Genomic DNA, 20,804 nt, shown 5'->3' on the forward strand with positions numbered 1-20,804 from the left:
CATGCGCCTTCCGTGCGCGCCGTTTCTCGGCACCTCGGCCGGACCTCATCCCCGCCTGTCGGCGGATCGATGCTCCACAGCCGATCGATGATCCCGCGCGCTCCGCGCGAACCCTTCTGGAAGAACCTCACCCGTGATCACCCTCAACACGACCGTGCACCGGCACGATCGCAACACCCTCACCGCCCCGGCGGACATCCGACACCTGACCGCCCTCGACCGGATCGAACTCCGCATCGGCCTGTGGCTCCTGCTGCGGGGCGCGCGGAGGCGAGAAGCCGCCGCCGCGCGTCGGCGTCGGCGCACCGTCCTCGCCGCCTGCGCCGAGCGCGAGTGGCAGGCGCACCGCGCGCATCTCACGCGATTCCCGCGTCTGTGACCGCGCACGAGACGAAGGAGACGCCCTCATGTCCGATCCATACGACGGCATCGCCGCCGTCGCCGGTGCACGCGCGCGCCGCGTCGGGATCCCCCGTTCCGTGGCGGATGCCGACGCGGCGGACTTCCTGGCCACTGCCGAGGTCCGCAACATCGTCTACCGCGAGTCCTCGGGCACCGACGACCACACGCGAACCCCGGCGGAGCTGCTGCCCCACTACCAGGCAGACCGCTACGAGATCCGCCACCTCTGGCTCCTGACCGATGCACACGATCGCCCGATCGGTCGCATCGGGGTGGACATCCCGCTCGAGTCCGGTTCGACCGTGGCCTTCTGGCAGATCGAGCTCGTGCGCCGGGTGTGGGGTCACGGTATCGGTTCGGCGGCATACGACCTCGTCGAGCGCACCGCGCGCGAGCACGGCAGGACGGTGCTGCAGTCGTGGGCCGACCACCCCGATGCGCCGGGCGAACGACTGACCCCGCCGACGGGAGCGGGCAGCATCCCCTTCGACCATGTCGCACGGTTCTACCGCCGCCACGGGTACACCCTCGAGCAGATCGAACGGTGCAGCGCCTACGACCTCACGACGCCGACCGATCGTCTCGCCGAACTCTTCGCCGATGCCGAACGCGCGGCTGCGGGCTATCGCGTGGTGCACTGGATGCTCCCCACACCGCCCGATCGAATTCCGGGGTATGCGTGGATGAAGTCGCGCATGTCCACCGATGTCCCGGCGGCGGCGTTGACCGTCGACGAGGAGGTCTGGGACACCGCGCGCGTCGAACGCCACGACGCCCTGTGGGTCGACGGCGGCCACCAGGTCCTGGTCACGGCCGCCGAGCAATCGGCGACCGGGGAACTGTGCGCCTTCAACGAGCTGGTGCGCAGCGGCACACCCGGCTCGGTGACGTTCCAGGAGGACACGCTGGTGCTCGCAGAGCACCGCGGCCACCGGCTGGGGATGCTCGTCAAGTGCGCGGGCCTGCTGCAGTGGCGCAGCCTGGCCCCCGACTCCCCCCGCGTGATCACGTACAACGCCGAAGAGAACCGCCCGATGCTCGACATCAATGAAGCCCTCGGCTTCGCGCCGGTGATGTACGACGGCGCCTGGAAGAAGACGCTCGTCTGAGGGTCAACCGGCCCGACGTTGACATCGCGCGCAGTAGTGACTGCTGCGGTTGGTGAACGAGACCCGCACGATGGGGTGACCGCAGCGCGGGCACGGGCTGCCGGTGCGTCCGTAGGCGTTGAGGGAGTGGGCGAAGTAGCCGGCCTGCCCGTTGACGTTGACGTACTGCGCGTCGAAGCTCGTGCCGCCTTCCGCCAGGGCTTTCGCGAGCACGGCACGCACCTCGTGCAGCAACCGTCGGACCGCTCGCGTCGACAACGCCTTCGCTTCGGTCTCGGGATGGACTCGCGCCGCCCAGAGCGCCTCGTCCGCGTAGATGTTCCCGATGCCGCTGACGACCGTCTGGTCCAGGAGCACGCGCTTGATGGCGGAGCCCTTGCGCGACAGCGCCTCGCGGAACGCCCCGTCCTCGAACGCGGGATCCAGTGGATCGCGCGCGATGTGTGCGACCTGGGTCGGCACGGCCGCCGCCGGCCAGCCGGCGCCGGCGGGCGCACCGTCTGGAGTCGGTATCACCGTGTCCCACGAGAGAGAGCCGAAGGTGCGCTGGTCGGCGAAGACGACGGCGAGGTCGCCGTGCGCCGGGTGGTGCACATCGAGTCGGACGCGCTCGTGGCGTTGGGTCGCCGCGCCGGCCTCGCGCAACAGCAGCTGTCCGCTCATACCCAGGTGCGCCACCACACACGCACGATCGTCGTCGCCCAGCGGGCCGAGCGGCAGCCACAGGAACTTTCCCCGTCGGGCGGCGGCCTGAAAGGTACGGCCGGTCAGACGCGTCTCGAAGTCCAGCCCCGTCCCGGGGTGTCGGGTCAGAGCCCGCTCGTCCAGCACACTCACGCCGGTGACCACGGCGCCGGTGACCGCGGGCTCGAGACCTGCTCGAACGACCTCGACCTCGGGAAGCTCAGGCACGCGCGCTGAGCTCGCGCCACGCGGTGAGGGCCGCAGCCATCTCGGCCTGCTTCTTGCTCGTCCCGGCCCCCGTGGACGAGTGGTCGCCGACCGTGACGACGGCGGTGAAGACGCGGTCGTGATCAGGGCCGGTCGAATCGACCGCGTACACCGGAGCGGGCCGGTCGAGGCTCGCAGCAAGCTCCTGCAGCCCGGTCTTCGGGTCCATCGCGACCCCGTACCGCTCGGGATCGGCCAGCAGGGGTTCGACCAGACGCAGCACGAGGGAGGTCGCGGCGTCGGGTCCGGCGGACAGATAGGTCGCGCCGATGACCGCCTCCATCGTGTCCGCGAGGATCGAGTCCTTGTCGCGACCGCCGGTGCGATCCTCGCCCACGCCGAGACGCAGGTAGTCCCCCAGACCGATCGTGCGGGCGACCTCTGCGAGAGCGACCGTCGAGACCACGCTTGCGCGACGCTTGGCCAGGGCGCCCTCGTCGAGATCGGGATGCCGCGTGTACAGCCGCACGGTCACGGCCTGCCCCAGCACGCTGTCGCCGAGGAATTCCAAGCGCTCGTTGTGGGGTACCTGGCCGTTCTCGTACGCCCAGGAGCGGTGCGTCAGCGCGAGCGACAGAAGCTCGGGGTCGATCTCGGCCCCGAGCTTCTCGAGAAGGGACGCGTCAGACGATGTCGAGGACGACGCACGCGTGCCGCTTTTCGCCATGATCAGCCGAGGGCCGATCAGACGTCGGCGACCTTGCGGCCCTTGTACTCCAGGAACAGCTCCGTGCCCTGCGAGTCGGTGACGACCTTCGCCTGGTGCGGACGGCTGTAGACGGTCTTGCCGTTCTCGACGGTCTTGACGAGCGTGGGGGCCTCGGCCTTCCACTGCGCGCGACGCGAGCGCGTGTTGGAACGGGAGACCTTCCGCTTCGGGGGGTTACCTGCCATGGCTGACTCTCTTCTGTGTTCTCGCCGACCCGCCGACCCTCACGGGCGCGACGTGTCGTCGTGGTCTGTGGTGTAGTCCTGCAACGCGGCCCAGCGCGGATCGATCGGAGCGGGCTGCTCCTGAACGGTGCGCTCCGTCAGCTTCTCGCCCGTGACCGGGTCGAGCCCGGGGCAATCCGGCTGACAGACCGGCTGGAACGGAAGCGACAAGACGATCGCCTCCCTGACCGGAGGTTCAAGATCCACGTGGTCGTCTTGAACCTCGAAGTCAGTTTGCTCCGAACCAGGATACGCGAAAAGCTCCTGAAACTCGACTTCGAGCGGCTCCGACACGTCCGTGAGGCAGCGACCGCATACTCCGCGGTAGTCGGTGTCGATCTCAGCGGAGACGAGAATGCCTTCGTGCACCGACTCCAGACGGACGTCGACGGTGACCGGTTCACCCTGCGGGATCGCCACGAGCCCCTCGCCCCACTTCTCGGGGGCTGCCACGTCGATCTCGAACTCGCGCATCTCGCCGGGGCGGTGCGTGATGTCACGGACGGGGAGGACGAAGGGTCCTTGAGTGTGCTTGACCACGGTCGACCATGCTACCCGCGCCACACCGGATGCGGGTCGCAGACAGCGTCAGATTCCCCGCGCTCCCGTGTCGAGGAAGCGAGCCACCGGTCCGGGGACGAAAGGCGACACATCGCCCCCGAGGGAAGCGACCTGCCGCACGAGCGAACTCGAGACCATCGCATGGGCGGGGTCGGGCAGGAGGAACACCGTCTCGATGTGCGCGAGATGGCGGTTGACGATCGCCATGGGCGTCTCGTAGGCGACGTCGACCTGCGAACGGATCCCCTTGACCAGGACCCCGGCACCGACGTCGACGGCGTAATCGACCAGCAGCCCCACGCTCCACGCCGCGACCACGACGTCCCCGTCCACGTCCGCCTCGGCGATCGAGTCCTCCAGGAGCGTCAGCCGCTGGGCGATCGGAAGCATCGCCTCCTTGTCGGGGTTGTGCACGACCAGCACGTGGAGTTGGTCGTAGAGCCCGGCTGCGCGCCGGATCACATCGAGGTGTCCGAGGGTCGGCGGATCGAACGAACCCGGGACGACGGCGATCCGGCTGCTCATGGGCCCAGCCTAGCGGTCGACGCGAGCTCAGTTCTTGGCGAGAGCGGCGCGTTCGGCGCGTCCCACCCGCCGCTCGATCGCCTCCAGCAGTGCCGGGTGACGCAGGAGCGCCGGGTCGTCTTCGAGAAGACGCTCTGCGGCCTCGCGCGCCTCGGCGATCATGTCGGCGTCGGTGATGACGCGAAGCAGCCGCAGGGACGAGCGAACACCCGATTGGGCGTCGCCGAGCACGTCGCCCTCGCCGCGCAGTTCCAGGTCGACCTCGGCCAGTTCGAACCCGTCGAGCGTGCGCGCGACCGCCTCCACACGGGCGCGGGCGGGGGTGCCGGGGTCGGACTCGGTGACGAGCAGGCACAGGCCCGGCACACCGCCGCGCCCCACGCGACCGCGCAGCTGGTGGAGCTGAGAGACCCCGAAGCGGTCGGCTTCGAGGATCACCATCGTCGAGGCGTTGGGGACGTCGACCCCGACTTCGATCACCGTGGTCGCCACGAGCACATCAACCTCTCCTCGCGCGAAAGCCTGCATGATCGCATCCTTGTGCTCCGCGGGCATCTTGCCGTGCAGCGTCTCGACGCGCAGCGATCCGTACGCGGGGTGCCCGGACAGCAGTTCGGCGACCTGCACGACCCCCCAGCGAGTCCGGGTGGGGGCCGCGTCCGCCGGCTCGGAGGCTGACGGCGGACCATCGGCATCGTCGCTGAACCCGCTGCCGCCCCCCGCATCGGCGTCGATCGCGGGACACACGACGAATGCCTGGCGGCCCTGGGCCACCTCCTCGGCAACGCGGTCCCACACCCGCGCGAACCAGGCGGGCCGTTCGGCGACGGGCGCCACATGCGTCTGGATACCGGCTCGACCGGCGGGCAGGGAACGGATGGTGGACACGTCGAGGTCCCCGAAGACCGTCATCGCAACCGTGCGGGGGATGGGCGTCGCCGTCAGGACCAAGGCGTGGGGCGAGGACCCCTTCGCGCGCAGGGAATCCCGCTGGTCGACGCCGAACCGGTGCTGTTCGTCGACGACGACCAGACCGAGGTCGGCGAAGGTCGTACTCGCGCTGAGAAGCGCGTGCGTACCCACCACGATGAGCGACTGGCCGGATGCCACCCGCAGCGCGGCCCGCCGCCGCTCTGCGGCGGTCAGCTGGCCGGTGAGGAGAGTCGGCATGAGGCGCGGCGCGAGGTCCGGGCCGAGCATGCGCGTGATCGAGCGCAGATGCTGCGCGGCGAGCACCTCGGTCGGGGCGATCAGGGCTGACTGCCCCCCGGTCTCGGCGACCTGCAACATCGCCCGCAGCGCGACGAGCGTCTTTCCCGAACCCACTTCTCCCTGGACCAGGCGGTTCATCGGCCAGGCGCCGGACAGATCCGCGCGGATGCGTCGTCCGACGTCGACCTGGTCGACGGTCAGCTCGAACGGCAACCTGGCGTCGAAGTCGGCCAGCAGCTCCCCCGGCTCCCGGGAGGTCGCCGACATCGCGCGCACGAACTGACGCTGTTGCAGCAAGGCGGCTTGAAGCACGAACGCCTCGTGCATGCGCAGGGTCCGTCGCGCGGGTTCGATCTGCTCGTCGAAGTCCGGGCGGTGGATGCGTTCGAGCGCTGTGCCGAGCGGCAGGAGCCCGGCCGTGGTGCGCAGGTCCTCCGGGAGGGGATCCGGTACCGGGTCGAGCACATCGAGGGCGTGCTGGACCAGTTTGGTGATCTGCCAGCTGGTGAGCGCGCTCGTGGCCGGATAGATCGGGATCGGGAGCCGTGCCCACGCCTCGGCGGACATCAGAGCCGTGTCGATGTCGTCGAACAGCTCGTAGGCAGGGTGCGCGAGCTGCAGCGAGCGGCGGTATTCGCCGACCTTTCCCGAAAAGGTCCCTCGTCGCCCCGGGCGCAGCTCCTTGGCCCGCCAAGCCTGGTTGAAGAAGGTCAGCGACAGCTCGCCGTTGCCGTCGCTGATGACCACTTCGAGCAGGCTTCCGCGGCGGTTTCGCATGGGCCGGTCGCTCACGGAACGCACTTCGGCCACGATGGTCACCGACTCCCCCACCGGCAGCGACGCGATCGGGGTGAGTTCGCCGCGCCGGGCATAGCGGCGCGGGTAGTGCCCGAGCAGATCCGCCACGGTCTTCATGCCGAACGCGCGGTCGAGGGTCTTGGCGGCGGTGCCGACGACCCCGTCGAGGCGAGAGTCGAGCGTGGGCATGTCAGAAGTCTAGGCACCACCGCCGACGTCCCCCGCTTTGTAGGGTGGAGCCGTGACCCGCATCATCTCCGGTGGCGCCGGATCCCTCGCGCTGGAGGTTCCCGGCGCCGGCACCCGCCCGACATCCGACCGTGTCCGCGAGTCGGTGGTGGGCGCGCTCGAGTCGGCAGGGGTCGTCGAGGCAGCCGCGGTCCTCGATCTCTTCGCCGGATCCGGAGCTCTGGGCCTGGAGTGCCTGTCGCGAGGGGCAGCCTCAGCAGACCTCGTCGAGAAGTCCCCGAAGGCCGCTGCCGTGACCGCTCGCAACGCACGCAAGGTCGCGAGCGCCCTCGGCGGCGCGCCCGCACGCGTGCACCGCGCCAGCGCCGATGCGTTCCTCCGCGGCACCACACAGCGCTTCGACCTCGTTTTCCTCGATCCCCCGTACGATCTGGCCGACGGGGACCTCGCCGAAACCCTCGGCCTGCTGCGCGCGGCCTTGTCGGAGGATGCCGACGTGGTCATCGAACGAGCGACGCGCTCGGGGGAGCCCCCGCTTCCCGCCGGGCTGCGATGGGAGAGATCGCGCAGGCACGGCGACACCACGATCTGGTGGGCACGCACCGACCGATGATCGGCCGGCACGTTCAGCCACGCGCCGCGTCCCAATCCGCATAGGGGTCCCATCCACCGCGGCCGAGGGGCCGCTCCCCCTCCACGAGGACACGGTCGGCGCCGGGTGGTACGACGCGTCCGATGCGGCGGAACATGTCGAGGAGGGGCACGTCGGCCGGGAATGTCGCCAGCAGGGCATGGTCCTCGCCCCCGGAAAGGGCCGGTTCGCCGCCGATCGCCGCCCCGTCGAGGTCGAGCGAGACCCCGGAGGCGGTCGCCAGGCGTGTCGCGTCGAGGATGAGCCCGTCCGAAACGTCCATCATGGCCGTCGCTCCCGCCTCCGCCGCCGCGACGCCCGCGGCGATGGGCGGCACGGGGCGGAGCTGTCGGGAGAGATCGAGGCGTTCGGCGGCGTCCAGCGTCTCCTCACGGACGGCGACGGGCGTGCCCTCCGCATCCCGGAAGCGTTCGAACAGGAGCGCGAGCCCACGCGCCGCCGGCCCGAGCTCGCCGGCGACGGCGACGATGTCACCCGGCCGTGCACCGGCGCGTCGCACCGGCTCGCGACCGTCGAGCGCGCCGAGGGCGGTCACGGCGATGGTGAGGGTGTCGGAGGCCGCCAGGTCGCCGCCTTCCACACGACACCCGGGCGCGAGGGCGTCGCAGGCGTCGCGGAGACCGTCGGCGAGTGCCTCCACGGTCCCGATGGGAGTCTCATCGGGCATCGCGAGCGCGACGAGGAGCGCAACGGGCCGGGCACCCATCGCCGCCACGTCCGCGAGGTTGACCGCGGCGGCCTTCCAGCCGAGGTCGTAGCCGCTGGACCATGCGAGACGGAAGTCCGGGCCGTGCACGAGCGTGTCGGTGGTGGCCACGACCCGCGGGTCGGCCAGCGCCAGCACGGCGGCGTCGTCGCCGGGCCCCACGAGGGACTCGGAGGGTCCGAGGCGGTCGAGGATGCGCGCGAGGACATCCGCCTCGCCCATCCTCCCCACGACAGGGCTCTGGGTCATCCCTCCACGCTAGCGTCGGGACGCTCCACGCATCGACGGGTAGCGTGGTGGAGTGGCACACCCCTTCACCGCGGTCCGGACCGCTCTCGCCCTCGCAGCCATCGCCGCGACGGCGGCTCTTCTGGCGGGCTGCACCGCGTCGACGGTGTCCCTCGACCCTGCACCGGATGCGAACGACCCGCTGTGCGCCGACATCATCGTTCGCCTGCCGGACGCCGTCGACGGCCAGGAGCGTCGATGGACCGACGCACAGGCGACGGGCGCCTGGGGCGATCCGGCGGCGGTGCTCCTCACGTGCGGGGTCACCCCGCCCGGGCCGACCGAGGCGCAGTGCATCGAGATCGGGGGCGTCGACTGGATCGTCGACGACTCCCAGGAGCCGAACTACCTCATCACCACGTACGGTCGCACACCGGCGGTGCAGCTGTTCGTCGACAACGAACGGGTCTCACCGAACGACGTGCTGGCCGCCATGGCGCCCCACGTGGTCGAGTTCCCGCAGGACGCCGCCTGCGTGGGCACCCAGACCCGGCTGCCGTGATCCCGTCACCGGTGTTCAGCGGTCGCGCGCTCCGTCGATGAGCTCGGTGATGAGGTCCGTGTAGGTCATGCCCGTGGCGATCCAGCACTTCGGGAACATCGAGATCGGTGTGAAACCGGGCATCGTGTTGACTTCGTTGACGTAGAAATCGGTGCCGGTGAAGAAGAAGTCCACGCGCGCGAGCCCCTCGCCACCGACGGCCTCGAAGGCGCGGGCCGCGACCCGCTGCATCTCCGCGAGCTCGCCGTCGTGCAGTTCCGCGGGACACACGAGGTCGATGCCCGGGGCGCCGAGGTACTTCGCTTCGAAGTCGTAGAACTCCCGACCCGAGATGACGATCTCGCCCGGCAGGCTCACCCTCGGCAGCCCACCGTCCCGCCCGGGGAGGACACCGCACTCGATCTCACGCCCTGTCACCGCCTGCTCGATGAGCACCGTATCGTCTTCCGCGAAGGCGACCTCGAGCGCGGCATCGAGATCGGACAGCGCCGCGACCTTCGTGACGCCGACACTCGACCCCGCACGCGCGGGCTTGACGAAGACCGGCAGCCCCAGGGCCCGAACACGATGCTCGATCTGCGGCCGGTCCCGAGCGAGGTCCGCCCGGGTCACCGTCACCCACGGCACCACGGGCACGTCCGCCGCCTTCAGCACACTCTTGGTGGTGTGCTTGTCCATGCCGATCGCCGACATGAGGACCCCGGCACCGGCGTAGGGGATGCCGAGCAGTTCGAGGAAGCCCTGCACGGTGCCGTCCTCGCCGAAGCGCCCGTGAAGAATGGGCAAGACGACGTCGACGGAGCCGAGCGAGCGCTCGCCGGCGGCGTCTGAGACCCGCAGCTCGCGGCTCGCCGTCGAATCCGGCCAGACGATCCGCGTGCCGTTGTCCACGACCTCCGGCATGCTCTCGGGATCCAACGCGAACTTGTCGGGGTCATCGTCCTCGAGCACGTAGGCGCCCTCGCGCGTGATGCCGACCGGGATCACGTCGAACCGGTCGCGGTCAATCGCGCGGAGGACGCCGCCCGCCGTCGCGGAGCTGATCGAGTGCTCGCTGGAGCGACCGCCAAAGAGCACCACCACTGCCCGCTTGTCCATTCTGGGTCCTCTCCCCCTGGGGGTCATCGTCGTCCGTCGTCAGATGCGGCGCGATTTCGCGCGGGTCCATCGTCCCGTCGAGCACACGCTTGACCTGTTCGACGATGGGCATCTGAATGCCGGCCTCGCGTGCCAGCTGGAGTACGGGAGCCACCGATGCGAGACCTTCGGCGGTCTGCTCCATCTGCTTGACCACGTCTTGAAAGCTGTAGCCCTGTCCGAGCAGTCGGCCGGCGGTGTTGTTGCGGCTCAGCGGCGACTGGCAGGTCGCGATGAGATCGCCGAGGCCGGCCAATCCCTGCAGCGTCTCGGGCTGCGCACCCTGCGCGACAGCGAAGTCGGTCATCTCCACGAGTCCGCGGGTGATGATCGACGCCTTCGTGTTCTCGCCGTACCCGACACCGTCGACGATGCCGATGGCGACGGCGATGAGGTTCTTCAGCACCCCGCCGAACTCGGTGCCGATCACGTCGGTGTTCACGAAGCTCCGGAAGTACCGGTTCCGGGATCGCCGCGCGACAGCGTCGGCGGTCTCCTGACTGATCGAGGAGATCACCGCTGCCGTCGGCTGCTCGCGCGCGATCTCCAGCGCCAGGTTCGGGCCGGAGGCCACCGCGATGCGCGCGGGATCGCATCGCAGCTCCTGCTCGATCACCTGACTCATGCGCAGACCGCTGCGTCGCTCGACCCCCTTCATCAGCGACACGATCGGGACATCGGTCGCCGCCACGAGAGGACGAAGCGCCTTGAGATTCTGCCGCGCGGACTGGCTCGGGATCGACAGGTAGATCTGCTCGGCGCCCTCGACGGCTTCGGACAGGTGCGGCGTCGCGCTCATGTCGCGGGGCAGGTTGACCCCCGCCAGGTATCGGCTGTTGCGCTTGCCCTCGTCGATCTCGTGCGCCAGCTCGGCGCGGCGGGCCCACATCGTCACGTGCGCTCCGCCGTCGGCGAGGATCTTTCCGAAGGTCGTGCCCCAGCTGCCCGCTCCGATGACGGTGACGCGCGGCAAGGACGCGTCGTGTCTACGACTCAAGGCGCCCGGTCTCTTTCTGCCCGTGCGCGCTCGGGTCCCACCGCGTGGCCGGCGCCGGCTCGCCGCGGAGCTGGGCGAGAAGCTCGGAGATCTCCCCCATCACGACGTCGGTCGCGGCCACCAGGGCCGGCGACTGCCCGTCCTTCCCGATGTAAGCGGAGAGGTCGACCGGATCTCCGACGATCACCTGCACGCGCCGGCGGAGGGGCCACAGCTTCAGCTTGCCGTAGCGCGGAAGAATCTGCTGCGTGCCCCACTGCGCCATCGGGATCACGGGGATCCCGCCGGCCAGCGCCAGCCGCACCGCGCCGGTCTTGCCTCGCATCGGCCACAGGTCCGGGTCACGCGTCAGAGACCCCTCCGGATAGACGATGACGCCGCGGCCGTTCTCGACGATCTCGGTGGAGGCGTCGAGGGTCGCGCGCGAGGCGGATGCCGATGCGGACCGCGCCACCGGCACCATCCCGGTCGCGCGGAGCGCCCACCCGAGCACCGGCACGCGGAACAGGCTCTCCTTGGCCATGAAGCGCGGGGCGCGTCCCATCCGCCACGTCGCCACGGCGACGATGATCGGATCGAACTCGCTGTTGTGGTTGGGAGCGAGGACGTACGCGCCTTCGCGCGGAAGCTTCTCGCCGCCGATCACCTCGATCTTCGCGATCAGGCCGGTCAGCGGCACGATGATGGCCGCGAGGGGCCAGAACACACTGGGACGCGACTTCTCCGTCGAGGCGCGCGGGCGGGGGGTCACCGGGTCATCCGATGATGTCGTAGTCGGCGCCGAGCGTGTCCAGCTTGGCGAAGAGCTTCTCGTAGCCGCGACGCAGGATGTCGACGTTGCGGACGATCGACTCGCCCTCGGCGGCCAGCGCAGCGATGAGGTAGCTGTACCCGCCGCGAAGATCGGGCACGACGACATCGGCGCCGTGGAGGGGGGTCGGACCGTTGATGACGGCGGCCTGCTCGAGCGCACGGCGGGGAACGCGGCGGTCCGGGGTGTCCAGACCGTCCGGGTGCACGACGATGTCGGCCCCCATCTGGTTGAGCGCGGCGGTGAAGCCGAGCCGGTTCTCGTAGACGGTCTCGTGCACGATCGAGCGGCCCTCCGCCTGCGTCAGCGCGACGATCAGCGGCTGCTGCCAGTCGGTCATGAACCCGGGGTGGACATCGGTCTCGACCATGACGGGCTTGAGGGATCCGTCCCGTCGGAACAGGATGCCGTCTTCGTGCACGTCGAACCAACCACCCGCCTTGCGGAAGACGTTGAGGAAGACGAGCATCTCCTGCTGCTTGGCACCGCCGACGAAGATCTCGCCGTCGGTCGCGAGCGCCGCGCACGCCCACGAGGCGGCCTCGTTGCGGTCGAAGATGCACCGGTGATCGTACCCGCGCAGGGTGTCGACGCCCTCGATCAGGATGACGCGGTTGGGCTCGTACGAGATGATCGCGCCCATCTTCTGCAGCACGGCGATCAGGTCCATGATCTCGGGCTCGATCGCGGCGTTTCGCAGTTCCGTCGTGCCCTTGGCGCGTACGGCGGTCAGCAGCACCTGCTCGGTGGCGCCGACGCTGGGGTAGGGCAGTTCGATCGACGCGCCGTGGAGACCCTCGGGTGCCGTGATCCGGATGCCCTCATAGCTCTTGTCGACCACCGCACCGAAGGCGCGCAGCGCATCCATATGGAAGTTGATGGGCCGATCACCGATGCGGCATCCGCCGAGGTCGGGGATCAACGCCTCGCCGAGGAGGTGCAGGAGCGGTCCGCAGAACAGGATCGGGATGCGCGACGCGCCGGCGTGGGCGTCGATCTCCTCGAAGTGCGCCGCGACCGCGCCGCGCGGATCGAAGGTGAGGCTGCCGGGCTCCGGTCCCTCCTCGACGGTCACACCGTGGACCTCGAGGAGCGAGCGGACGACCTGGACGTCGCTGATGTCCGGGACATCGCGCAGAACGCTCGTCGTCTCACCGAGCAGAGCCGCCACCATCGCCTTGGTGGCGAGGTTCTTCGCGCCCTTCACCTCGACGCGGCCGCGCAACGGTCGGCCGCCGGTGATCCGCAGCGTTTCTCCGGTCATGTGCTTCTCTCCTGACGTGGGCTCGGCCGTGTCGTTGAGAAGTGTCTTCATCCGGTGAACCTCACTTGCGTGTTCGAGGGGCGCTTGTCGCCGGCTCCCCGATCGGGGGAACCCGGGCTCAACGGACGGGTGTCGTCCGCGGCCGCCACGCCTCGCGGCGAGCCTCGAACTCTGCGATCCGGTGTTCGTTTCGCAGGGTGAGCCCGATGTCATCGAGCCCCTCGAGAAGCCGCCACCTAGTGTAATCGTCGATCTCGAATCGAGCTTCGAGATCGCCGAGTACGGCGGTTCGCGCCTCGAGATCGACTGTCATCTGCGCTCCCGGCTCCGCTTCCATGGCCGCCCAGAACGCCTCCAGCTCGGCCTCGGTGATCACGCCGGTGAGCAGACCCTGTTTGCCGGAGTTGCCACGGAAGATGTCGGCGAACTTGGTGCTCAGCACCACCTTGAAACCGTAGTCCCGCAACGCCCAGACCGCGTGCTCGCGGCTGGATCCGGTGCCGAAGTCGGGGCCGGCGACGAGGATGGAAGCCGCGGTGTAGGCGGGCTGATTGAGAACGAAATCGGGGTCCTGACGCCAGTTGGCGAACAGCGCGTCGTGGAAGCCGGTCTTGGTGACCCGCTTGAGGTAGACGGCCGGGATGATCTGGTCGGTGTCGACCGCTGAACGGCGCAGCGGTGCGGCGACACCGGTGTGGGTGGTGAACGTGTCCATGTCAGGCCTCCGCTCCGGTGGTGGCAGGCACGCTGTCGGCGGCGCCCTCCAGATCCGACGGGCTGGACAACGTGCCGCGGACCGCCGTCGCCGCCGCCACGAGGGGGGAGACGAGGTGCGTTCGCCCGCCCTTGCCCTGACGACCTTCGAAGTTGCGGTTGCTCGTCGACGCGCAGCGTTCGCCCGGGCTGAGTTGATCGGGGTTCATGCCGAGGCACATCGAGCACCCGGCGAAACGCCACTCGGCACCGAAGTCGGTGATGATCTTGTCCAGACCTTCGGCTTCCGCCTCCAGGCGGACACGCGCCGAGCCCGGAACGACCATCACGCGGACGCCCGGGGCTTTCGTGCGTCCCTGGATCACCGACGCGAACTCCCGCAGGTCCTCGATACGGCTGTTGGTGCACGATCCCATGAACACGGCGTCCACGGGGATCTCCTTCATCGGAGTGCCGGCGGCCAGATCCATGTACTCCAGCGCGCGTTCGGCCGCGATGCGTTCGTTCGGGTCGGTGAAATCGGCGGGCGTGGGCACACGGTCGTTCAGCGAGACGCCCTGACCGGGGTTGGTCCCCCACGTCACGAACGGTTCGAGCTCGGCGGCGTCGAGGAAGACTTCCGCGTCGTACACCGCCCCCTCATCCGAGGGCAGCGTGCGCCAGTAGGCGACCGCGTCGTCCCAGTCCTGCCCGGTCGGGGCGTGGTCGCGTCCCTTCAGATAGGCGAAGGTCGTCTCATCGGGGGCGACCATGCCGGCGCGCGCGCCGGCCTCGATGGACATGTTGCACATCGTCATGCGCCCTTCCATCGACAGGCCTCGGATCGCGCTGCCGCGGTACTCCAGCACGTATCCCTGACCGCCGTTGGTGCCGATCCTGGCGATCACGGCGAGGATGATGTCCTTTGCCGTCACGCCCGGCTTGAGCTCTCCTTCGACGGTGATCGCCATCGTCTTGAACGGCTTCAGCGGCAGCGTCTGGGTGGCCAGCACGTGCTCGACCTCGCTCGTGCCGATGCCGAAGGCCATGGCCCCGAACGCGCCGTGGGTCGAGGTGTGCGAGTCACCGCAGACCACCGTGATACCGGGCATCGTCAGGCCCAGCTGCGGGCCCACCACATGAACGATCCCCTGCTCTTTGTCACCGAGCGAATGCAACCGCACGTTGAATTCCTCCGCGTTGCGGCGCAGCGTCTCGATCTGGGTGCGGCTGGTGAGATCGGCGATCGGCTTGTGGATCTCGAGGGTCGGCGTGTTGTGATCCTCGGTGGCGATCGTGTGCTCGAGACGCCGGACCGGACGCCCCTCCGCCCGCAGACCGTCGAAGGCCTGGGGACTGGTGACCTCGTGGACCAGGTGGAGGTCGATGTAGATGAGGTCGGGCTGTCCGTCCTCGCCCTTGACCACCAGGTGGTCGTCCCACACCTTCTCGGCGAGGGTGCGCGGGCGATCGGGGATGACGGACGCGTCAGGGGTGGGTGTGCTCATAGCGTTCTCCTCGGGATGGGGGATCAAGCCCGCGACGAAACTCCGCGACGAGTGAGGCCTGGTTACGAGGACTCGCCGCGGCCGCTAAGGAGAAGGCGAGCGATCCGCACAGAGCCAGGCTACCACCGCGCCTCGGTGTCCTCGACGATGGCGCGTCAGCCCCGATCGTTCTGAGGCGGCTCGACGGTCGGGGGCATCGCGTGCTCGCCGGCGACGTCGGAGGCGGCTCTCTCCGCGCCCGACTCGCCGCTTCCATCCGCAACGCTGGGGCTCTCGGCGAACGACACAGGCGGGTCGCGGCGCGCAGCGATCACGCTCGCGACGGTGGCCACGAGCATCGAGAGCACGATCACGGCCAGCGAAACCCACGTGGAGATCTCCGGCGCCCACTCGACGTGCTCGCCGCCGTTGATGAACGGGAGCTCGTTGACGTGGAGGGCGTGCAGGAAGAGCTTCACACCGATGAAAGCCAGGATGAAAGCGATTCCGTAGTGCAGGTAGCGCAGCCGGTCGAGCAGGCCCCCCAGGAGGAAGTACAGCTGGCGCAGCCCCATGAGGGCGAACAGGTTCGCGGTGAAGACGATGAACGCGCTCTGGGTGATGCCGAAGATCGCCGGGATCGAATCGATCGCGAAGACGAGATCGGTGAAGCCGATCGCGACGAACACGAGGATCATCGGCGTCCACACCTTCTTACCCCCGACGAGCGTGCGCAGCTTCGGCCCGTCGTAGGTGTCGGAGATGTTGAAGAAGCGCCGCATGAAGCGCACCAGGCCCGTTTCGGTCTGCGCGTCGTCCTCGTGCTTTCCGGGGAACGCCTGGCGCCACGCCGTGTAGACGAGGAACAGGCCGAACACATAGAAGATCCAGCTCAGGTTCTCGATGAGCACCGCACCGAGCATGATGAAGATCGCACGGAGGACCAGCGCGATGATGATCCCGACCATCAGCACCTCTTGCTGATAGCGCCGTGGCACCGCGAATTGACTCATCAGCAGGACGAAGACGAAGAGGTTGTCCACGGACAGGCTGTACTCGGTCAGCCAGCCGGCCACGAACTCGCCCATGGCGTCGTGGCTGCCGGTGACCCACAGCAGCACACCCGCGAACACCAGTGCCAGACTCACGTAGAACACGACCCACAGCGTCGCCTCTCGCATCGACGGGATGTGCGGGCGTTTGAGGATGAGCAGGAGGTCGGCGATCAGGATGATCACCAGCACCGACAGTGCCGCGATCTGGAACCACGCGGGGATCTCGTAACCCATGGGGGCCTTTCGAAGGGAGGACGAAGCATCGAAAGTCTCTCCCCCGCAGACGCGGCGCGCGCCCGGGGTCGCTCCCGACCCGTGATGACGGACGCGCGAGGACGGGATACTCCCTCTCGCGCCGTCAACGATACCCGCCGACGAGGAGGGGTCCGATCCGTGTGAGACGATCACGCTCGCGCCGACACTCTCTCTGTGAAGGACACCTCGGCCCCGAAGGAGCCAGACCGGATGACCCCGCCCGCACCCACCGACGCCACGCTCGTCGCCCGCGCGTCCAGCGGCAGCGAGCATGCCTTCCGTACGCTGTACCGCGCGTACGCGACGCCGCTGTACCGGATCGCCTACGCGCTTCTGGGTGATGCCGCGGACGCCGAGGACGTGCTGCAGGAGACGTTCCTCGTCGCGTGGCGGAAGCTGCCGACGCTGCGGCTGGCGGGTGAATCGCTGTTGCCGTGGCTCGTCACGATCTGCCGGTGGCAGTCGGCGAACCGCATGCGGTCGCAGCGCCGCGATCGCGAGCATCGCGGCGAGCTGACCGACGCGGCGCCCGCCGGCACCGACGTCGAGCAGCAGGTCATCGGCGCCGACCTCGCCCGACGCATCGGTGACGAGGTCGACGGGCTCGGCGAGTTGGACCGCGGGATCTTCCTGCTGTGCGCCGTCGACGGGCTCGACTACGCCGCCGCCGCCGCGCGACTGGGCGTGACCCACGGGGTGGTCCGCAATCGCCTGTCCCGCATCCGCGCACGATTGCGGGCGACTGTGAAGGAGAGCACGCCATGACCGCCAACGACCCCCTTCCCGACCTGTCCGCGCCGAGCCTGGACCGCATCGAGGATTCGGTGTTCGCCCGGATCGGCGACGAACGTGCGCGACGTCGCACCCGTCGGGCGCGCTGGTGGGCCGGTGGGACCGCCGCGGTGGCTGCGATCGTGGTGGCCGCCGTCGTCGGCCCCGCCGTCGTGACCGCGACCGCTCCCTCCACGGGAGGCGGTGCGGTGATCGCGGGCGAGGCGATGGAGCGCGTCGAGGGGGACGACGCAGATCACTCCGCCGGCGAGGAGTTCGAGTCCGGCGTGGGCGCCGCGGACGCGGCGACGTCTCAGATCATCGGCGAGCCCGACCGCGAGGTCGTCGCCTCCGCCTCAGCCACCCTCGACGTCGAGGATGCCGTCGTGGCCGCCGAGGCGATCGCCGAGAGGGCCCGCACCCGCGACGGCTGGGTCGAGTCCGCCGCGATCACACGCGAGCACAGTGGCGATGCGACCGTCGACCCCGCCACCTCCGAGATCGTCGATACCTCCTTCCCGGTGCCGTACGCCGCCGGTTCGTGGATCACGGTGCGCGTGCCGGCCGCTCAGCTGGATGCGATGGTGGCCGACCTGTCCGAGATCGGTGAGGTGCGATCGACCTCGATCGACAGCTACGACGTGACCGAGCAGACCGTCGACCTCCGCGCCCGCATCGATGCGACGGAAGCATCCGTCGAGCGGCTCTCCGAGCTACTGGATGAGGCCGGCGACCTCTCCGATCTCATCGCGGCCGAAGCGGCGCTCGCCGAGCGGCAGGCGATTCTGGAGTCGTACCGGGCGCAGCTCGAGGACCTCGAGACGCGCGTGGCGACCTCGAGTCTCACCGTCACGCTGGTGGAACCGGCAGAACAGGTCACCGCGGACCCCGCGGGGTTCGGCGACGGGCTCGCGGCGGGGTGGAACGGATTGGTCGCCACCCTCAACGGCATCGTCGTCGGACTCGGGTTCCTCGTGCCGTGGCTCCTTGTGATCGGAGTGGCCGTCGGCGTGGTGTGGCTGGTCCTCGCGCTGGTCCGTCGGCACCGCGGGACCGCCGCCGGAACGTCTGAGGTCGAGGGGACCGAGAACGGCGGCGCGGAGGGGGCCGATGACTCGCGCGAGTCCTGACGCGCACCCGACTCAGTGCGTCAGGTAATGGATGACCGCGAGCACCCGGCGGTGGTCGTCGGCGTGCACCGCGAGTCCGAGCATGTCGTAGATGTTCGAGGTGTGCTGCACGATCGCCTTCTCGGAGAGCCCGAGCTCCGCCGCGATCGCGGCGTTGCTGCGCCCCTGCGCCATGAGAGCGAGGACCTCGCGCTGACGCGGAGTGAGGGCCTCCACTCCCCCGCCGAGCATGCGGGCGCGGGCGACCATGATCTCCACCACATCGGGGTCCAGTGCCGTGCCGCCGCGCACGACCCGCCGGAGGTCGGCGGTGAACGTGCGCACATCGGCGATGCGCTGCTTGAGGAGGTATCCGACGCCCGCACCCCCGTGGCGGACGAGCTCTTCGGCGTAGCGCCGCTGGACATGCTGCGAGAGGACGACGACCGGCATCGAGGGTCGCCGTCTCCGGATCCGGACCGCCGCCGCCAACCCCTCATCGGTGAACGAGGGCGGCATGCGGATGTCGGTGATGACGAGGTCAGGCTCGTGCGCGTCGACAGCCGCTTCGAGGTCGGCGCCGTCGGCTGCCGCGGCGACCACGTCGAAACCGTCCTGTTGCAGCAGCAACGCGAGGCCCTGCCGAAGCAGCGCTTCGTCTTCTCCGATCACGACGCGCATGGCAGCCGCACCTCCACCCGTGTGCCCCCGCCTGCCGGCGAGGACAGGAACCATGCGCCGCCTATGGCGTCGACGCGGTCCGCTAGACCGCGCAGGCCGCGGCCGTTCGCATCTGCGCCTCCGGCCCCGTCATCGACGACGGTGATGTGCAGCGTCGGCCCGTCCTGCGAAAGCGTCACGGTCGCCCGTTCGGCGTCGGCGTGCTTGATGGCGTTGGCCAGCGTCTCGGCCACGACGAAGTAGGCGGTCGTGCCGGTCGCGTCCGGCAGCGCTCCCGGCTCCACGTGCGCGGAGAGCGTCGTCGGGATCGGCATCCGATCGACGAGGTCTTCCACAGCGGGGATGACGCCGCCCTCCATCAACGGCATCGGCAGGACGTCGTGGACGAGGCGGCGCAGGTCTCCAGCGGCATCGTCGATGCGGCGTCGCAGCGCGGTGGCGGCCTCGGCCACCTCGGCGCTGACCTCCCCCGCGTGCGCGATCTGCTGGGCCTCGACGCCGAGGAGGACGAGCCGAGCCTGCAGCCCGTCATGAAGATCCCGTGCGATCCGGAAGCGTTCGCGGTCGGCGGCTTCGACGATGCGGATGCGGGAGGCCATCACCTCGCGACGGCTCTGCCGGAGCTCGGCACTCAGGCGGGCGCGGTCGATCGCGACCGCGATGATCCGTCCCGCGCGGCGCACCCGCGCCTCGTCGATCTCGGATCGTCTGTCGTACTCGATCGCGCCGACGGTGCGCCCGTCGACGTCGACGTCGACGACGCCGCGGTCGGGGTGCGCCGAGACCCGGGCCGGATCGCCGTCCTCGTCGACGAGGCCCTCCCCGGACCGCAGCAGCACCCGCAGCGAGGGGTCGCCGAGTGTCTCGGCGACCGCGTCCGAGAGCGATCCGTCCCCCGGTGTCGTCGTCGACAGCCTCTCGCCGAGGTCGGCCAGTTCGCGCGTCGCGGCGAATCCGCCGGCGAGCACACCGATCAGGAAGGCGATCGGAACGCCGAGCAGGAGCAGCAGCTGCAGGCCCGCCCGGAGGACGGCCTGGTCGCTCGGCAGGAGAGCCGGGAGCGCCACCAGGGCCGGGACGGCCACGATCCCGTACGTGTACAGCGGCAGCAGCACCCGCCGTGCACGTCGGTCGGCACCCCGGAGCCGGACGGCCAGCAGAGCGGCGGTCGCGATCATCAGGACCAGCCCGGCCGCGCTCTGCACGATCGCGACCGCTTCCGCCCCGGTGCCCAGCACGAGCGACGGGAGCGGGACGAGGATCGCGATCGCATATGCCGCGCCGGCAAGCACCCGCGGGACCGCCCCGTTCAGTCGCCCGGTCGGGAAGGCCAGCAGCAGGTGCACGATCACCGCGAGCACGGCGGTGGCGAAGACGTCACCGAGCGCCGCAAGCGCCGCCACGGGCGCGTTGGCGAGGTTGGCGGCGGTCAACGCCACGCCACCCCACACCAGCAGCACCCCGATCGCGTTCGCAGGGCGTCGCAGCCACGCGACACCCCCGGCGATGAAGTAGACGACCGCCACGACGGCGAACAGCGCGATCGCCACAGCTCCGCCCCCGGCGTCGGGCAGCACCATCGCCGATACGACCATCGACAGCATCGAGCCGAGGAGGACCAGGATGCTCAGCGCCCACCACAGCGAACGGATCGAGGGTGCGCGATAGCGCGTCGACGTCGACATCCGTCCTCCCGGTCCTCGTGGCGGATTCGAC

General features: G+C 69.7%; 22 protein-coding genes. 6 read left to right on the forward strand and 16 right to left on the reverse strand.

Annotated features, from left to right (window positions below; genetic code table 11):
• Positions 1–133 precede the first annotated feature (133 nt).
• Together RZO50_RS10595 and RZO50_RS10600 are read left to right on the forward strand one after the other, a co-directional pair.
• A complete protein-coding gene (locus RZO50_RS10595) occupies positions 134–379 on the forward strand; it encodes a hypothetical protein (protein WP_322599701.1) in 246 nt (81 codons plus the stop codon).
• Between the two features lie 28 nt (positions 380–407).
• On the forward strand, positions 408–1,511 hold the full coding sequence (locus RZO50_RS10600) for a GNAT family N-acetyltransferase (RefSeq protein WP_322599702.1): 1,104 nt from the start codon (positions 408–410) through the stop codon (positions 1,509–1,511).
• A gap of 3 nt (positions 1,512–1,514) precedes the next feature.
• On the opposite strand, the gene mutM is transcribed toward RZO50_RS10600, so the two are convergent.
• The 6 genes from mutM to RZO50_RS10630 form a co-directional block, all read right to left on the reverse strand.
• A complete protein-coding gene (mutM, locus tag RZO50_RS10605; protein ID WP_322599703.1) occupies positions 1,515–2,423 on the reverse strand; it encodes a bifunctional DNA-formamidopyrimidine glycosylase/DNA-(apurinic or apyrimidinic site) lyase in 909 nt (302 codons plus the stop codon).
• On the reverse strand, positions 2,416–3,129 hold the full coding sequence (gene rnc, locus RZO50_RS10610; RefSeq protein WP_322599704.1) for a ribonuclease III: 714 nt from the start codon (positions 3,127–3,129) through the stop codon (positions 2,416–2,418). Before rnc ends, mutM begins: the two co-directional genes overlap by 8 nt.
• Before the next feature lie 17 nt (positions 3,130–3,146).
• Positions 3,147–3,356: a 50S ribosomal protein L32 gene (gene rpmF / locus RZO50_RS10615; RefSeq protein WP_045297913.1), complete on the reverse strand. Its 210-nt coding sequence runs from the start codon at positions 3,354–3,356 to the stop codon at positions 3,147–3,149.
• Positions 3,357–3,395: 39 nt separating this feature from the next.
• A complete protein-coding gene (locus RZO50_RS10620) occupies positions 3,396–3,869 on the reverse strand; it encodes a YceD family protein (protein ID WP_322599705.1) in 474 nt (157 codons plus the stop codon).
• 114 nt (positions 3,870–3,983) lie between these two features.
• A complete protein-coding gene (gene coaD / locus RZO50_RS10625) occupies positions 3,984–4,481 on the reverse strand; it encodes a pantetheine-phosphate adenylyltransferase (protein ID WP_322599706.1) in 498 nt (165 codons plus the stop codon).
• Positions 4,482–4,508: 27 nt separating this feature from the next.
• Positions 4,509–6,680, reverse strand: a complete 2,172-nt coding sequence (locus RZO50_RS10630) for an ATP-dependent DNA helicase RecG (RefSeq protein WP_322599707.1) — start codon at positions 6,678–6,680, stop codon at positions 4,509–4,511.
• Between the two features lie 52 nt (positions 6,681–6,732).
• Here RZO50_RS10630 and RZO50_RS10635 point away from each other — a divergent pair, with 52 nt between their 5' ends.
• Complete coding sequence (locus RZO50_RS10635) at positions 6,733–7,293, forward strand: RsmD family RNA methyltransferase (protein WP_322599708.1); 561 nt, start codon at positions 6,733–6,735, stop codon at positions 7,291–7,293.
• Between the two features lie 13 nt (positions 7,294–7,306).
• Here RZO50_RS10635 and thiL read toward each other — a convergent pair whose 3' ends face one another.
• Positions 7,307–8,287: a thiamine-phosphate kinase gene (thiL, locus tag RZO50_RS10640; protein WP_322599709.1), complete on the reverse strand. Its 981-nt coding sequence runs from the start codon at positions 8,285–8,287 to the stop codon at positions 7,307–7,309.
• 52 nt (positions 8,288–8,339) lie between these two features.
• Here thiL and RZO50_RS10645 point away from each other — a divergent pair, with 52 nt between their 5' ends.
• Positions 8,340–8,828: a DUF3515 family protein gene (locus tag RZO50_RS10645; RefSeq protein WP_322599710.1), complete on the forward strand. Its 489-nt coding sequence runs from the start codon at positions 8,340–8,342 to the stop codon at positions 8,826–8,828.
• 15 nt (positions 8,829–8,843) lie between these two features.
• Here the strand turns inward: RZO50_RS10645 and RZO50_RS10650 are convergent, their stop codons facing one another.
• The 7 genes from RZO50_RS10650 to RZO50_RS10680 form a co-directional block, all read right to left on the reverse strand.
• Positions 8,844–9,926, reverse strand: a complete 1,083-nt coding sequence (locus tag RZO50_RS10650) for a D-alanine--D-alanine ligase family protein (RefSeq protein WP_322599711.1) — start codon at positions 9,924–9,926, stop codon at positions 8,844–8,846.
• The gene (locus RZO50_RS10655; protein WP_416211593.1) at positions 9,832–10,938 is read right to left on the reverse strand and encodes an NAD(P)H-dependent glycerol-3-phosphate dehydrogenase; all 1,107 of its coding nucleotides are present in this window, start codon (positions 10,936–10,938) and stop codon (positions 9,832–9,834) included. The genes RZO50_RS10650 and RZO50_RS10655 overlap by 95 nt, the downstream gene beginning before the upstream one ends.
• A gap of 13 nt (positions 10,939–10,951) precedes the next feature.
• Positions 10,952–11,713: a lysophospholipid acyltransferase family protein gene (locus tag RZO50_RS10660; RefSeq protein ID WP_322599713.1), complete on the reverse strand. Its 762-nt coding sequence runs from the start codon at positions 11,711–11,713 to the stop codon at positions 10,952–10,954.
• A gap of 4 nt (positions 11,714–11,717) precedes the next feature.
• On the reverse strand, positions 11,718–13,088 hold the full coding sequence (gene murA / locus RZO50_RS10665) for a UDP-N-acetylglucosamine 1-carboxyvinyltransferase (RefSeq protein WP_322599714.1): 1,371 nt from the start codon (positions 13,086–13,088) through the stop codon (positions 11,718–11,720).
• Between the two features lie 67 nt (positions 13,089–13,155).
• Entirely contained in the window at positions 13,156–13,752 is a 597-nt protein-coding gene (gene leuD, locus RZO50_RS10670) for a 3-isopropylmalate dehydratase small subunit (protein WP_322599715.1), read from the reverse strand.
• A 1-nt stretch (position 13,753) separates the two neighbouring features.
• A complete protein-coding gene (gene leuC / locus RZO50_RS10675) occupies positions 13,754–15,238 on the reverse strand; it encodes a 3-isopropylmalate dehydratase large subunit (protein WP_322599716.1) in 1,485 nt (494 codons plus the stop codon).
• Between the two features lie 155 nt (positions 15,239–15,393).
• Positions 15,394–16,506: a TerC family protein gene (locus RZO50_RS10680; RefSeq protein WP_322599717.1), complete on the reverse strand. Its 1,113-nt coding sequence runs from the start codon at positions 16,504–16,506 to the stop codon at positions 15,394–15,396.
• 231 nt (positions 16,507–16,737) lie between these two features.
• Between RZO50_RS10680 and RZO50_RS10685 the strand changes: the two genes are divergently transcribed.
• On the forward strand, positions 16,738–17,292 hold the full coding sequence (locus tag RZO50_RS10685; protein ID WP_322599718.1) for an RNA polymerase sigma factor: 555 nt from the start codon (positions 16,738–16,740) through the stop codon (positions 17,290–17,292).
• The gene (locus RZO50_RS10690; RefSeq protein WP_322599719.1) at positions 17,289–18,428 is read left to right on the forward strand and encodes a DUF4349 domain-containing protein; all 1,140 of its coding nucleotides are present in this window, start codon (positions 17,289–17,291) and stop codon (positions 18,426–18,428) included. The genes RZO50_RS10685 and RZO50_RS10690 overlap by 4 nt, the downstream gene beginning before the upstream one ends.
• Positions 18,429–18,440: 12 nt before the next feature.
• Here the strand turns inward: RZO50_RS10690 and RZO50_RS10695 are convergent, their stop codons facing one another.
• Positions 18,441–19,088, reverse strand: a complete 648-nt coding sequence (locus RZO50_RS10695; protein WP_322599720.1) for a response regulator transcription factor — start codon at positions 19,086–19,088, stop codon at positions 18,441–18,443.
• The gene (locus tag RZO50_RS10700; RefSeq protein WP_322599721.1) at positions 19,076–20,773 is read right to left on the reverse strand and encodes a sensor histidine kinase; all 1,698 of its coding nucleotides are present in this window, start codon (positions 20,771–20,773) and stop codon (positions 19,076–19,078) included. Before RZO50_RS10700 ends, RZO50_RS10695 begins: the two co-directional genes overlap by 13 nt.
• Positions 20,774–20,804 lie beyond the last annotated feature (31 nt).

The sequence above is a fragment of the Microbacterium xanthum genome (assembly GCF_034531355.1).
GTDB classification, from domain to species: Bacteria; Actinomycetota; Actinomycetes; order Actinomycetales; family Microbacteriaceae; genus Microbacterium; species Microbacterium xanthum.

Coding starts and splice junctions, on each gene's coding strand:
- coaD (WP_322599706.1), bottom strand. CDS start 4,481: ATGAGCAGCCGGATCGCCGTCGTCCCGGGTTCGTTCGATCCGCCGACC.
- RZO50_RS10695 (WP_322599720.1), bottom strand. CDS start 19,088: ATGCGCGTCGTGATCGGAGAAGACGAAGCGCTGCTTCGGCAGGGCCTC.
- RZO50_RS10690 (WP_322599719.1), top strand. CDS start 17,289: ATGACCGCCAACGACCCCCTTCCCGACCTGTCCGCGCCGAGCCTGGAC.
- murA (WP_322599714.1), bottom strand. CDS start 13,088: ATGAAGACACTTCTCAACGACACGGCCGAGCCCACGTCAGGAGAGAAG.
- rpmF (WP_045297913.1), bottom strand. CDS start 3,356: ATGGCAGGTAACCCCCCGAAGCGGAAGGTCTCCCGTTCCAACACGCGC.
- leuD (WP_322599715.1), bottom strand. CDS start 13,752: ATGGACACGTTCACCACCCACACCGGTGTCGCCGCACCGCTGCGCCGT.
- thiL (WP_322599709.1), bottom strand. CDS start 8,287: ATGACCCAGAGCCCTGTCGTGGGGAGGATGGGCGAGGCGGATGTCCTC.
- RZO50_RS10680 (WP_322599717.1), bottom strand. CDS start 16,506: ATGGGTTACGAGATCCCCGCGTGGTTCCAGATCGCGGCACTGTCGGTG.
- RZO50_RS10700 (WP_322599721.1), bottom strand. CDS start 20,773: ATGTCGACGTCGACGCGCTATCGCGCACCCTCGATCCGTTCGCTGTGG.
- RZO50_RS10650 (WP_322599711.1), bottom strand. CDS start 9,926: ATGGACAAGCGGGCAGTGGTGGTGCTCTTTGGCGGTCGCTCCAGCGAG.
- RZO50_RS10600 (WP_322599702.1), top strand. CDS start 408: ATGTCCGATCCATACGACGGCATCGCCGCCGTCGCCGGTGCACGCGCG.
- RZO50_RS10630 (WP_322599707.1), bottom strand. CDS start 6,680: ATGCCCACGCTCGACTCTCGCCTCGACGGGGTCGTCGGCACCGCCGCC.
- leuC (WP_322599716.1), bottom strand. CDS start 15,238: ATGAGCACACCCACCCCTGACGCGTCCGTCATCCCCGATCGCCCGCGC.
- RZO50_RS10685 (WP_322599718.1), top strand. CDS start 16,738: ATGACCCCGCCCGCACCCACCGACGCCACGCTCGTCGCCCGCGCGTCC.
- rnc (WP_322599704.1), bottom strand. CDS start 3,129: ATGGCGAAAAGCGGCACGCGTGCGTCGTCCTCGACATCGTCTGACGCG.
- RZO50_RS10620 (WP_322599705.1), bottom strand. CDS start 3,869: ATGCGCGAGTTCGAGATCGACGTGGCAGCCCCCGAGAAGTGGGGCGAG.